Annotated in this window: 12 protein-coding genes; 10 read left to right on the forward strand and 2 right to left on the reverse strand. The window is 32.9% G+C overall.

All coding sequences use genetic code 11. The features are described from left to right. Positions 1 to 100 precede the first annotated feature (100 nt). Positions 101 to 1,714, forward strand: a complete 1,614-nt coding sequence (locus NPIRD3C_RS01905; protein WP_148702591.1) for a multicopper oxidase family protein — start codon at positions 101 to 103, stop codon at positions 1,712 to 1,714. A gap of 76 nt (positions 1,715 to 1,790) precedes the next feature. Beyond that, entirely contained in the window at positions 1,791 to 3,467 is a 1,677-nt protein-coding gene (locus NPIRD3C_RS01910; protein ID WP_148702592.1) for a spermidine synthase, read from the forward strand. A gap of 8 nt (positions 3,468 to 3,475) precedes the next feature. Here the strand turns inward: NPIRD3C_RS01910 and NPIRD3C_RS01915 are convergent, their stop codons facing one another. Beyond that, positions 3,476 to 4,498, reverse strand: a complete 1,023-nt coding sequence (locus NPIRD3C_RS01915; RefSeq protein WP_148702593.1) for a Kelch repeat-containing protein — start codon at positions 4,496 to 4,498, stop codon at positions 3,476 to 3,478. Positions 4,499 to 4,626: 128 nt separating this feature from the next. Between NPIRD3C_RS01915 and NPIRD3C_RS01920 the strand changes: the two genes are divergently transcribed. From NPIRD3C_RS01920 to NPIRD3C_RS01945, 6 genes are all read left to right on the forward strand, one after another. Then, positions 4,627 to 4,842: a hypothetical protein gene (locus tag NPIRD3C_RS01920; protein WP_148702594.1), complete on the forward strand. Its 216-nt coding sequence runs from the start codon at positions 4,627 to 4,629 to the stop codon at positions 4,840 to 4,842. A 156-nt stretch (positions 4,843 to 4,998) separates the two neighbouring features. Beyond that, positions 4,999 to 6,033, forward strand: a complete 1,035-nt coding sequence (locus NPIRD3C_RS01925) for a cupredoxin domain-containing protein (RefSeq protein ID WP_192827859.1) — start codon at positions 4,999 to 5,001, stop codon at positions 6,031 to 6,033. A gap of 34 nt (positions 6,034 to 6,067) precedes the next feature. Then, positions 6,068 to 6,256: a hypothetical protein gene (locus NPIRD3C_RS01930; RefSeq protein ID WP_148702595.1), complete on the forward strand. Its 189-nt coding sequence runs from the start codon at positions 6,068 to 6,070 to the stop codon at positions 6,254 to 6,256. 32 nt (positions 6,257 to 6,288) lie between these two features. Next, entirely contained in the window at positions 6,289 to 6,768 is a 480-nt protein-coding gene (mntR, locus tag NPIRD3C_RS01935; RefSeq protein WP_148702596.1) for a transcriptional regulator MntR, read from the forward strand. 103 nt (positions 6,769 to 6,871) lie between these two features. Further along, positions 6,872 to 7,924, forward strand: a complete 1,053-nt coding sequence (locus NPIRD3C_RS01940; RefSeq protein ID WP_237087696.1) for a multicopper oxidase domain-containing protein — start codon at positions 6,872 to 6,874, stop codon at positions 7,922 to 7,924. Beyond that, positions 7,914 to 9,092, forward strand: coding sequence for a ZIP family metal transporter (locus NPIRD3C_RS01945; RefSeq protein ID WP_148702598.1), 1,179 nt, complete (start codon positions 7,914 to 7,916; stop codon positions 9,090 to 9,092). The genes NPIRD3C_RS01940 and NPIRD3C_RS01945 overlap by 11 nt, the downstream gene beginning before the upstream one ends. Before the next feature lie 482 nt (positions 9,093 to 9,574). On the opposite strand, the gene NPIRD3C_RS01950 is transcribed toward NPIRD3C_RS01945, so the two are convergent. Then, on the reverse strand, positions 9,575 to 9,958 hold the full coding sequence (locus tag NPIRD3C_RS01950; protein ID WP_148702599.1) for a CopG family ribbon-helix-helix protein: 384 nt from the start codon (positions 9,956 to 9,958) through the stop codon (positions 9,575 to 9,577). Positions 9,959 to 10,048: 90 nt separating this feature from the next. On the opposite strand from NPIRD3C_RS01950, the gene NPIRD3C_RS01955 reads away from it, so the two are divergent. After that, positions 10,049 to 10,978 (forward strand): metal ABC transporter substrate-binding protein, encoded by a 930-nt coding sequence (locus NPIRD3C_RS01955; protein ID WP_148702600.1) that lies wholly within the window; start codon positions 10,049 to 10,051, stop codon positions 10,976 to 10,978. Beyond that, on the forward strand, positions 10,972 to 11,694 hold the full coding sequence (locus tag NPIRD3C_RS01960) for a metal ABC transporter ATP-binding protein (protein ID WP_148702601.1): 723 nt from the start codon (positions 10,972 to 10,974) through the stop codon (positions 11,692 to 11,694). Before NPIRD3C_RS01955 ends, NPIRD3C_RS01960 begins: the two co-directional genes overlap by 7 nt. Positions 11,695 to 11,701: the final 7 nt, after the last annotated feature.

Consider the following 11,701-nt stretch of genomic DNA (forward strand, 5'->3'; position numbering starts at 1 on the left):
ATCATAATTAAACTAGTATCTTTACAAGTGTAAATATTTGTATTTTGTATAATTGGAAAACATTTGATTATTATATTAAAAACAATTAAAAAAAATACATTTGAAACTTTATGCACTTTTAATTTTGTTTATTATTTTTTCCGGTAGTATTTTTCTGAATGGTATTGAAACCGCAGATGCAATAAAAGCTAAAGGTACTAAATCTCCAAAAAGTTTTGGAAAAGCAACTAGTGATATTGTCTGTGGAGATAAACTGTGCAGTGAAATATCTAAAAGTATTATTTCAGAGTATGGAGCAAAATTAATTTCAACTGTACCTTCTGTATCTCTTTCAGATGGCGAATCGTTTAATCTTACAGCAAGTCAAATCACAAAAAATGTTGACGGCAAAACACTTCAAATGTTTGGCTATAATGGCCAGACTCCTGGTCCTTTATTACTTGTTTCACAAGGTAACGAAATAATTGTAAATTTTACTAACAATCTTGATTTTCCTACTACTGTTCATTGGCATGGATTAAGGCTTGATTATACTAGTGATGGCGTACCTGAAATTTCACAAGATCCAGTTCTTCCTGGAGAAACCTTTCAATATTTTTTAAAATTTCCTGATACTGGAATTTTCATTTATCACCCTCATGTGAGAACTGAAATGCAAATGGAACTTGGATTATATGGAAATATTCTAGTTGAACCAAAAAATTCTGATATTATTCCGGTAGATTACCAAATTCCATTAATCATAGATGATATCTCTCTTACAGAAGATGGATTACAAGAGTTTGATCCTGAAATTGTAACTTATACTCTGATGGGGAGGTTTGGAAATACTATGTTGATTAATGGAGAAACTGATTTCTCACTTGAACTAAATCAAGGTGATATTGTAAGATTTTATCTTACCAATACTGCAAATACAAGAACATTTGATTTTGGAATTGAACAACAAAAAATCAAATTAATTGCAGATGATGCAAGTAATTATGAAAGACAAGAATTAGTAGATTCTGTGATTTTGGCGTCTTCTGAGCGAAGAACTGTTGATGTATTATTTGAGCAATCAGGGCAGTATGATATCACACATTCAACGCCTGATGAAACATATGTTTTGGGAACAATATCTGTAACTCCTTCACCCAAACAACTTGATCCTGATTTTTATTCTCTAATGCAAAATGATGGTGTAATTCAAGAGATTGAATCTTTTAAAAAATTCTTTTCTGATACTCCTGATCTAGAAATTGAATTTGATGTTAAAATAATATCTATGGAAAGCAACAATTCAATGAATATGGAAATACACGAAAAAGTAATTGAAGAAATTGAATGGGAAGATGAAATGCCAAAAATGAATGCCATGTCTAATGAAGAAAATACAAAATGGATTCTACGTGATATGAATTCTGGAAAAGAAGGATTTGATATCAATTATCAAGTAAATGTTGGTGATGTTAAAAAAATTAGATTGTATAACAATCCTGAATCTGCCCATTCTATGCAACATCCAATACATATTCATGGCCAACGATTCTTGGTATTGTCTGAAGATGGCATCCCAAATGAAAATCTATCTTGGAAAGATTCTGTTTTAATTCCTACTGGAAAAACAGTAGACATACTAGTTGAATTCTCAAATCCTGGTAACTGGGCAATGCATTGTCATATTCTAGAACATGCTGAAGCAGGAATGATTACTGAATTTGTGGTCAATTAATATACAGAGATTCTAAAACAATGAAATTCTCTCATTATCTTGATATGGAGTTTTGGCTAATGGGTTGCAAGTCACAATGAGTACTGTATCTTATTCAAAATTGTCTCAAACTATGTTGTGGAAACTAAAAATTCTCACATTTACTTCTGGTGCTATTGTCATGGCTTTGGAAATTGCTACAAGTAGAATTCTAACTCCTGTTTTTGGTAGCACAATTTACACTTGGGGAAGTTTGATTGGTGTAATCTTAAGCGGTTTGAGTTTAGGTTATTTTTTGGGTGGACGTATAGCAGATAGTCATCCAAAATTTGACAAGATTTGTGGAATTGTTTTCTCAGTAGGATTATTCATTGTAGGAATTCCATTTTTTGCATCTTCTGTTATTGACTTTTCTCTTGCAATTATGCCAATTTCTCAATATACACCATTGCTTGCAACTTTTTTGTTGTTGATGCTTCCATCTGTGTTGCTTGGATTTGTATCTCCATATGCAATCAAACTTGGTGCCCATTCATTGCAAAAAGTTGGAAACATCTCAGGAAATCTTTATTCTATTGCCACTGTAGGTAGTATTTTTGGAACCTTTCTCACTGTTTTTGTTTTAATTCCAAATGTTACAGTACATCAGATAATTTTTGGTTTGGGAATTGCACTAATTGGAAGTTCACTAGTAGGTCTCAAAGCTTCCCCCCAACTTATTGCTATTGCAATTGTCATAATTTTGGTTGTTCCGTGGTCTACTTTTTCTGTAAATACCATATCTCATAATGGACAATTAATTTTTGAAAAAGAAACCATGTTTAGCCACTTAGACATTATAGAATTTGGGGATAATCGAAGTCTGTATCTTGATGGTCTGAGGCATAGTTCTATGAACATGCGCGATCCCCTGGATTTGGTGATAGATTATACAGAATACTTTCATTTGGGGATGATGTTTAATCCTGCAGCTAAAGATATTTTGTTTGTTGGAGGGGGCGGTTTTTCAGGACCAAAAAACTTTCTAGCCTTATATCCTGATGTCAAAATTGATGTGATAGAAATTGATTCTGATGTAATTGACGCTGCTAAGAATTATTTTAATCTAGAATCAAATCCTAGATTACAGATATTCAATGATGATGCAAGAAAACATCTCTCAATGTTTGATAAGAAATATGATTTGATAATATTGGATGCATATGCCACAAATTATGTTCCTTATCATTTGATGACTCATGAGTTTTTTCAAACACTTGAAAAAAGACTTGAACCAAATGGAGTTGTTGTATCTAATCTACTAGGCTCAATTGAAGGAAATAATTCCCCTTTAGTAAGATCTATCTATAAAACAATGAAAGAGACATTTCCTGTTTCATACATTTTTCCAACTGAGAGCGAACCTATATTTCTTCAAAATATCATGATTGTTTCATCAAACCAACCTTATGAGTTTGATAGATTGCAACTATTGGAAATTTCAAAAAACAGTCCTGCTGACTATTTGGTAGATGAATTAAGTAAACACGAGCATCTTTACACTGGAATAGTTGAAACATCTGATGTGCCATTTTTGACTGATCAATACAACCCTTCTGAAGTCTTGATAAACCCTATTACAAAAAAACCATACATGCAGGATCTTCAAGAAAAACAAATTGAAGAAAAACAACATCTTGAATATTCTATGAATCTGATATTGGGATTTGCTTTGGTTGCAGTATCTGCAATTTGGATATTCTATTTTAAAAAGAGAATTTGGAATTTTAATTAAATTTTGTCCTAGTGAAAACTATGTTGAATTTTAGATCTTGTTATCAAAATTAATGTGATCATTGAAATCCCTAAAATCATAATTGCTAAAATTCCAAATTCTGGAATGATTGTATTGTGATATTTTTCAGTAATTGCACTAAAACTAAAACCTGGAGCCACTCCTCCGCCAATGAGATATATGCTGTTCCCTACAGTTGATGATGCCAAACCATGCCTTGGAATTGGCATTGGTTGTTGTATTAACCACCCTTCGCCTGGAATGTATGCTTCATTCTCTTCAAATGTTTTCAACGAATTTTCACCACCAAAAACAAAAATTGCTCCATTAAGAGTTGATGCAGTTAATCCACTTCTTGCTGTTGGAAGTGGCTCTAACACTTCCCACGTATCTGTGGCATGATCATACATTTCGTTTGCATCTGAATTTATCTGTCCTGCTCTCCCTCCAACAACATACAATTTTCCATCTAATACTGCTGATGTAAGATGTTCTCTGGCTGTAGGCATTGGAGATTTTGGCTCCCATGAATTTGTTATAGGATCATAAACTTCATTTTCAGTACGAGAATTCTCATTAAATCCACCAATTGCGTATAGTTTACCCTCTACAAATTCTGTAGTCAATGCACCACGAGCAGTTGGCATATCTGAACCTTGACTCCAAATGTCTCTGTAAGAATCATAAATTAGTAATGCACTTGATGGATTCCATCCTTTCGTGTATCCTCCAACAACATACAGTTTTCCATCATTAGATGCAGTTCCTGTATGATGTAATTCTAAAGGCATAGGTGTTCCCATACTCCATGATTCCTCTTTAGTGTCAAAAATAAAAACAGAATCTGAAATACGATTTGTATTGGTTATGCCTCCAACAACATAGATTTTCTCATCAATTATATCTGACTCCATCTCTGATCTTGCTTCTGGCATATCTATCAGTCTCTCCCATCTTTCTGAATCTCCTTCTGCAAAAATATTTTGAAAAGGAAACAACAATAAAATTAATAAAAATAATATTTTCTTCATCTAATCTCTATTCTTTTAATTTCATTAAAGAATTACTTTTGACACAAATCTTACTTTACAATTGTAAATACATTTCATAATCTATATGGAATTTAAAAGTTAAAATGTAATTGAGAAAGAAAAAACTCATGAATTATTTGACAATCTTTGGATTTTTGTTTCTTATGGCATTTGTTATAGGATTTATTTCTCCAGCTGAAGCTCACCCACATGCAACCCTCGAACTAATGGAGTCCCATTCACATATTTTTGCAGAAGAGAAATTTCATGATAATTTTATAATTCATACATTTGATCAGGTTATTTTTTCAATAACTGATTTTCTCAACAATCTTTTGTCTTGATAAATTTGTACCTAAATAGATCTAAATTAGAATCTAAAATGGATGTTCAGTTGGTTTTTGCAATGTTTAATTTTGAATTAATTCGATTTTAAATTGTTTGGAATAATGGTAAAACAATACCATCATTAATTAATATAATATGACATTTTTTCATTGATGATAATTCTTGAGAATGTCCCTAGAATTTATTCAAGAATAATCATCATTGGAATATTTGCTTTAGTTGTGCTTTTTAATATTGATCAATCTTATGCTGAAGAATATACAATTAGTATACCTTATGGAGCATTTAATCCAGAACTAAACACTCCTGCTGAAGTTTGGTATGATCCTCCTGAATTAATTGTTCAAGTTGGTGATACTGTGACATGGACTAATGATGACAGAGAAGGACATACTGTTACTAGTGGAGATGGTGCAGGAAGATTTGATTGGATGGGTTCTAAAAATTTGGGGGAGTCTGATGGGATTTTTGATAGCAAAAGATTCATGCCTGAGGAGTCTTGGTCATATACTTTTGAGGAAGCAGGATCATTCAATTACTTTTGTGTAATTCATCCTTGGATGGAAGGAATTGTCTTTGTTGAACCATCAATTCCTGATTATCCTCATGATGCTACAGGAAAACCAGTAGAATTCCCAATACTATTGATAACTCCCGATAACTCTGTTGAGATAAATTTCTCTTGGGAACCTAAAATAATTAAAACACATGAAAAAGTGAATTTCATCTATAGATTTTATGATGCTACAACTGATCAACCCTTAAGAAAATTACAATATGATATTGCAATTATTCAAAACGGCATTGAATTGTATCGAGACAAAAATGCTGTATCACAAGCAGGTGGTGATTATAGACAATGGATTTTTGAAGAACCAGGTTCAGTACTTATAAAATTTAGAGATATAAGGTCATTTGGAAAAGTTGCAGAAACTAATATTGATCTTTCTGGAAGCTCTGTAGCTAGACTCGGCGATTTTAGTGCAGTAGTTTATGAAAATACTGAGAAAATTAAAACTGTAGATGAAATTGTGCAGCCAAGGCAAACTGTTCAATTCTATTATGAAATTGCAGTTGCAATAATTGTGGTTCCAGCAATCATGTTACTCATAGTTGTAATATTTATGAAAAATAAAGGACCTCAAACACCAATCAATCAAGGAGGAAGGAAGTCAAGTCCTATCTAAACATGGAACTAAAAAAAGAACAACAAGTATTCGATTGGCAAGGGTTAATTCATATGAAATAGTAACCTATGACTCTGATGGCGCAATAATTCCATTAGATGGTCTGAGAATTAGCTTCAGAAACAATGATTTTGGATGGTGTTTCATGAAAGAATACAAGAGTTTGTATCCGTTTTATGATTTTGGTTTGGTATCAATTGGAAATGCACAAGTAAACCTATAATGATAAAATACTTGTAAGTTTTCTAATAAAACGTGTCAAAAACCACATCTGAAAAAAATACAAAACGATTGGAATCAATCAAGAAGGCACACAGCCAAAAAAATTCATTTACGACTAGAATGGAGGATTATCTTGAGGTAATCTCTGAGCTCGTAGAACTCAAAGGATATGCTTCCCCAACTGACATTTCAAATTACATGCATGTTAGTCCTCCTAGTGTAACTAAGATGCTTCGAAAACTTGATTCTGATGAATATCTGGAATATACAAAATATCGTGGGTTAAAGTTGACCTCAAGAGGCAAAACCATTGCAAATGACATTCGTCAAAAACACAGTGTTTTGTTAGAGTTTTTTCAACTAATTGGCATTGAATCTGATGTGGCAAATAAAGACGTAGAAGGTATTGAACATCATTTAAACCCAAAAACTATGAAACAATTGAGAAAATTCACAACTTTTCTAAAATCTAGTCCTGACCATCTCCAATCATTTAATCCTAAGAATAACTGACTGCATTATTCCTAATTATTTTATTTAGAAAAGTTGCATTACACTAACAAAGTTAGCCTAGGCTAACTTTATATTGCCCAAACTTTTGTGTATGGTATTCATTATGAAATCACGTTCTGGAATTATGTTGATATTTTTGGTTGCAATTGCAACAGTTTCTGTTTTCTACACAGCACTTCCTGAAGGAATTAATGCACAACAGGAAGAAAAAACATTTGTCACTCATACTGGTGCTGTGGTAACAACAACTGGTGAAGTATTAGATCCACTATACACTAGTGCAACAGTGGAATTTGATCCAATGGAATACTTGCGTGATTTCAATTATGGTCGTGTTTCACAATTGTCTGATGGAACAACTGTACGTGAATTTACAATTATTGCTAATGATGATGAAATAATGGAGGTATCTCCTGGAATATTTTTCAATGTATGGACATTTAATGGAACAGTTCCAGGACCAACAATTAGGGCAACCGAAGGAGATATTGTACGAGTCAAGTTCATCAACAATGGTGAAAAAGAACACACAATGCACTTTCATGGGATTCATCCTGCAGGAATGGATGGAGTCTTTGAACCTGTAGGTGGTAACGGCGGACAATTTGTTTATGAATTTGAAGCTGGTCCTGTAGGTGTTCATCCATACCACTGTCATGTTATGCCACTTGAAGAACATATTGTACGTGGTCTGTATGGTGTTTTCATAGTTGATCCAAAAGAAGAACGTCCACCAGCTGATGAAATGGTTATGGTGTTAAACGGCTTGGATATGGACTTTGATGGAGAAAATAATTTCTATGCTGCAAACACGATTCCATTTTATTATCAACACCATCCAATTCAAATTAACACCGACGAATTGATTCGAGTTTATGTTGTAAATATGGTGGAATTTGATCCAATAAACAACCTTCACTTACATGGCAATTTGTACAATTACTATCCAACTGGAACTGATATTGTTCCTTCAGCTTATACTGATATGATTACCCTTTCTCAAACCGAGCGAGGCATAATGGAGTTTGAATATGAGTATCCTGGAAAATATCTTTTCCATGCACACAAGGTAGAGTTTTCTGAAAAAGGCTGGGTAGGAATATTCCTAGTAAATGAAAATGAAAATGCTGTAGAGTCAAAAGAATATGGAACTTAGTAACAAATCATCAAAAGGAAAAATGATTGCAAGTGGTATCATTCCATTTGTATTTTTAGTAATTATGATGGCATACATTTTTGGTCCTGGTGCAGATCTTCTTGATTTAGGAATTCCATTACCTGAAATTACGATGGAAAAAGTAGACTTTGTAGATTCTGAAATCCAAGTCATTGTAAGGAACACTGGACCTATACCAGTTGAAGTTGCAATGGCAGACATTAACGATAGAATTCAACCTGCTGCAGTAGAACCTGATAGATATTTGAACCGGTATGAAACAGCTTTAGTAAGAATTCCATTTGAATGGAATGAAGCAGAACCATACATAATTGGAATCACAATTGAAGATGGAACACGTTTTGAAAAAGAAATAGAAGCTGCAGCTCCTGCATTAGAACCTACACTTGAACTTGCAGCATTCTTTGCTATTATCGGCACTTATGTGGGAATCATACCTGTGATGATTGGCTTGCTTTGGTTACCCTTTATCAAAAAAATTAGTAAACAAAAATACCATTTCTTTTTGGCATTAACTGCAGGATTGTTATTATTTTTGGGAATTGATTCTATTGAAGAAGCAATAGAAGTTTCTGAAGAAAATCTTGCTGGAAGTTTTAATGGAGTATTGCTTGTTGCCACTGTTATCACATTTTCATTTCTTGGATTGTATTACACTGGCGAAAAATTAGTTAGCAAAGCAGGGTCTTCTAGATTTACAAAACCCGTGGCCATAGCTTTGATGATTGCAATTGGTATCGGATTGCATAATTTTGGAGAAGGATTGGCTATTGGTGCTGCGGTAGGTCTTGGTTCTATTGCATTTAGCACATTTTTAATCGTAGGATTTGCTCTGCATAATACTACAGAAGGAATAGCTATAGCTGCACCGATGTCTAGAGGAAAAACAATGATTGGAAAACTTGCTGCTTTGGGATTGATTGCAGGTGCGCCTGCTATTTTTGGTGGTTGGGTCGGTGGTTTTGTGTATTCTCCATTTACTTCTGTAATCTTTCTATCCATTGGGGCAGGTGCAATATTTCAAGTAATCATCACTATCCTAAAATGGATTCGAGAGGAAGGTGACAAAAATCTCTCAAGTGCTGCAGTAGCCTCTGGGTTCGCTATTGGTATGCTAGTCATGTATCTTACCAGCATTTTTGTATAACAACAAATTTCCTAACCTTTTAATTTTTTTATATTTTTCTACTTGATCAATATTTGGATGTCTTTTCTGCTATACCGTATTTCTCCATGTAGTAATCAAAATCATTGTCATATTGTGGTAATGATATACATGATTCACAAAAACTTGAATGTATAATCGACTGACAAAGATAGTTCTATTTTTGTAATCTCATCTTTTGCTCAAATAGTTCTTTAAACAACTAATTTTCTAATACTTATTACCTCTCAAAATATTGTAAATCTATGATACACTCTGATGATGATGTACAAATGCATATGGTCAAAGAATATGTGAATAATGCCAAGAAATTCTATGATCATCTAGAAACTTGTGAAAATTGTAGAAAAAAATGGCAGACATCATGAAACACGTTTACATTTCGTAATTCATGTATTAATTTTGTACCTAAATGGGGCTAAAATAAAGATACAAATGATTGATTGTTAGTAAACTCGTTAAGTTTAGATTGCAACAAGTCTAACGGTATCCATGTTCTTGTTTGTCTGAAAATCTTTTGTCATGGTAGAAACTTTTTCAGCATCTCCATCAATTACAAAAAGCTCCATACATTTTTCTTTGTCAATTTTACTGTGAAGATGTGTTGTAATCAAGTCCTCAAAGTTATGAGTAATTCCTGATACAACATGATCAAACTCATCATTGTGTACTACCAAAAGAATTGCATGAATATTACCTGACAAATCTGACTTTTGTTTTTCTTCAGAAACAAATGCTCTAATTCCTGCCCTGATGGCCTCAGACCTACCTGAAAATCCCATGCTTGATTGTAATTTGTCTAATTCAGATAGTATTTCATCATTTAGTGAGATTGAAACTATTGGCATACGCCTAATGTTATTAATTATCTTATAAGTTTAGCAATTAATCTTATTAAGATTTTATAGATTTATTAATAAAATTTAGTGAACCGTTGCATGAATACTCAAACTAAGACGGCAATAATTGCAATTGTAATAGTAATTCCTTTTACATCATACTATGTTTGGCAAGATGATTCTACAAATGATTTTCAAACTTTAGCAACTAGTGAAAAACTTGCTGTCGTGACATCATTTTATCCAATGTATGAATTTACAAAAGAAATTGGAGGAGACAAAGTATCTCTCTCTCTTTTGATTCCTCCTGGAATGGAACCTCATGATTGGGAACCTACAGTAAAAGACATCCAACAAATACAACAATCAGACATGATTGTTATCAATGGATTAGGGTTTGAGCGATGGGTTGATGATATAGACAATATTAATTCTGAGATACAAATAGTTGATACTAGTTTTGGTATAACTCCAATTAGAAATAATGATGAACATAAAGAATATGTCATGGGGGACATAGACTATGATCCTCACATATGGCTTAATCCAAATACAATAAAAATTCAAGTTCAAAATATTGCTGGAAATTTAAAGGAGCATGACCCTGAAAATGCAGAATACTATACAAGAAATACACAAGAATATTTACAAAAAATAGAATTACTTGATAAAAAAATAAGAAATGATATATCTGAATGCTCGAAAAGAGATTTCATTGCTTTTCATGATGCATTTAGTTATTTTGCAAAAGAGTATGAATTAAATCAGCATACTGTATTAAAGACATCAGCAGTGTATGAAGAGGCAACTGCACAATCACTTGAAAATATCATCAATCTAGCACGAGAATTAGATATTAAAATTATTTTTACAGAAGAATTTTCCAATTCAAAACTAACTCAAGTGATTGCAAATGAATTAGGTGGTAAAGTTCTAGTATTAGATCCATTAGAAATAGAAAAAAAAGGATACACATTTCTTGACAGGTTAGAGACTAATGTAGAAAATCTAAAGGAGGCATTATGTTGAAGGCCGTTGAAATTAGTAACCTAACAGTTCATTATCCTGATGTAAAGGCTCTTGATGATGTGAGTTTTGTGGTAAATGAGGGTGATTTTTTAGGTATAATTGGTCCAAATGGTGCTGGAAAATCTACTCTTTTTGATTGCATGCTTGGACTCAATACAAAATACAAAGGAACAATCAATTTTTTTGGTAAAGACATTAGGCAATCAAAAAATTTCCTTAAAGAAATTGGATATGTCCCTCAAAAACCAATTTTTGAAAAAAATTTTCCGGCAACTGTTAGTGATGTTGTCAGAATGGGACTGCGAAATGAGTCTGATGAAAATAAAATCAATGAAATCTTACAACAATTATGGATTCATGAACTTCAAAATAGAAGAATAGGTGAATTATCCGGCGGACAATTACAACGAGTCTTTATTGCAAAAGCTTTGGTAAATAACCCTAAAGTTTTGATTTTAGATGAGCCAGTCACTGGAATTGATCAGCAAAGCATAGAATTGTTCTATAGTATTTTGCGTGAATTAAACTCTAAACAAAAAATCACAATTATTTGGTCATCTCATGATCTAGATGCAGTAAATCAATTGGCAAATCATGTTGCTTGTCTGAATAGAACTTTATTTTTCCATGGGGAATCTGAAAAATTCTTTTCTGATGATGAACTTGTTAAACAATACTCTGAGGCATCGATGCAGGAGCATATGCATCACCATTAGCCATGTC

The sequence above is a fragment of the Nitrosopumilus piranensis genome (genome assembly GCF_000875775.1).
Lineage (GTDB): Archaea > Thermoproteota > Nitrososphaeria > Nitrososphaerales > Nitrosopumilaceae > Nitrosopumilus > Nitrosopumilus piranensis.

Excerpts from the sequence above, each read along its gene's own strand:
- NPIRD3C_RS01910 (WP_148702592.1), top strand. The coding sequence starts at position 1,791 with ATGAGTACTGTATCTTATTCAAAATTGTCTCAAACTATGTTGTGGAAA.
- NPIRD3C_RS01915 (WP_148702593.1), bottom strand. The coding sequence starts at position 4,498 with ATGAAGAAAATATTATTTTTATTAATTTTATTGTTGTTTCCTTTTCAA.
- NPIRD3C_RS01920 (WP_148702594.1), top strand. The coding sequence starts at position 4,627 with ATGAATTATTTGACAATCTTTGGATTTTTGTTTCTTATGGCATTTGTT.
- NPIRD3C_RS01925 (WP_192827859.1), top strand. The coding sequence starts at position 4,999 with ATGATAATTCTTGAGAATGTCCCTAGAATTTATTCAAGAATAATCATC.
- NPIRD3C_RS01940 (WP_237087696.1), top strand. The coding sequence starts at position 6,872 with ATGAAATCACGTTCTGGAATTATGTTGATATTTTTGGTTGCAATTGCA.
- NPIRD3C_RS01945 (WP_148702598.1), top strand. The coding sequence starts at position 7,914 with ATGGAACTTAGTAACAAATCATCAAAAGGAAAAATGATTGCAAGTGGT.
- NPIRD3C_RS01950 (WP_148702599.1), bottom strand. The coding sequence starts at position 9,958 with ATGCCAATAGTTTCAATCTCACTAAATGATGAAATACTATCTGAATTA.
- NPIRD3C_RS01955 (WP_148702600.1), top strand. The coding sequence starts at position 10,049 with ATGAATACTCAAACTAAGACGGCAATAATTGCAATTGTAATAGTAATT.
- NPIRD3C_RS01960 (WP_148702601.1), top strand. The coding sequence starts at position 10,972 with ATGTTGAAGGCCGTTGAAATTAGTAACCTAACAGTTCATTATCCTGAT.